The sequence below is a fragment of the Stutzerimonas sp. LR2 genome (genome assembly GCF_055755175.1).
On the sequence record NZ_JBVTRR010000109.1, the window covers coordinates 1 to 524 of the forward strand.

Sequence of the window (524 nt, forward strand, 5' to 3'; positions counted from 1 at the left end):
CTGGGGATACTATGGTATCAGGAGGAATTATGAATCAATTTGGTGAACAGCTGAAGCTGTACTCTGATCGCCAGCGCGATGAAAAAAAGCGGACGGCATTGGATGTTCAATACGTGCAGTCCGAAGGAAAAGAAGGTTTTCTGACGCTGAATATCTCGATGGCACCCATGACATTGGAAGGGCGCGATGTGCTCTGGGATCAGAAAATCACGATACAACTGTCCCGGTATGAATTGACCGCATTTTGCGGCGCTTTATTCGGGCTTGAAAAAGAAATGCGTGCTAAGTTCCACGGCGCGAACAAAAACAAAGGCTTTGTGGTAAATAACAATGGGTCAGTGGGTTGCGGCATGACGATCTCTGAAGCCGGGAATACAATGACATTAATGTTAGATCATGCTCGGCGAATAGAGTTGGGCGCTTTTGTACTGCGACGTCAAGCTGAAGCTTGGAAAATGTCAGCCAGTGATGTGTTGGCAATCATGCGTCAGTCGGTCAGTATCAAAAAACAGTGACCCATTGTT

General features: G+C 46.8%; 1 protein-coding gene. It reads left to right on the top strand.

Features of this window, described 5'->3' with window-relative positions:
* A partial coding sequence (locus ACVRRC_RS22310; RefSeq protein WP_472997629.1) for a hypothetical protein occupies window positions 1-515 on the top strand: 515 nt, incomplete at its 5' end.
* Window positions 516-524: the final 9 nt, after the last annotated feature.